This is a genomic window from Marinobacterium sedimentorum, assembly GCF_024267675.1.
Classification (GTDB): domain Bacteria; phylum Pseudomonadota; class Gammaproteobacteria; order Pseudomonadales; family Balneatricaceae; genus Marinobacterium_A; species Marinobacterium_A sedimentorum.
Genome location: NZ_JALDYX010000144.1, coordinates 1 through 239, shown reverse-complemented (window position 1 = coordinate 239; position 239 = coordinate 1). Strand labels below are relative to the sequence as shown.

The 239-nt window shown below is 41.4% G+C and carries 1 protein-coding gene; it reads left to right on the top strand.

The window, feature by feature from the left end; genetic code table 11:
• A partial coding sequence (locus MRS74_RS23670; RefSeq protein ID WP_254582732.1) for a cation:dicarboxylate symporter family transporter occupies window positions 1-239 on the top strand: 239 nt, incomplete at both ends.

Below are 239 nucleotides of genomic sequence, written 5' to 3'. Positions count from 1 at the left end.
CAACTACTATTCGTTCTACTTACTGCAATGGCGATCATTGCCCTTGTTGTGAACCCAATCATCGTTTATGTAAAAACCAAAGAGAATCCATATCCACTTGTATTCCAATGCCTTCGTGAAAGTGGTGTAACGGCTTTCTTCACTCGTTCAAGTGCGACAAACATTCCAGTCAACATGACGCTCTGTGAAAAATTAGACCTAGATGAAGATGCCTATTCAGTCTCTATTCCACTAGGTGC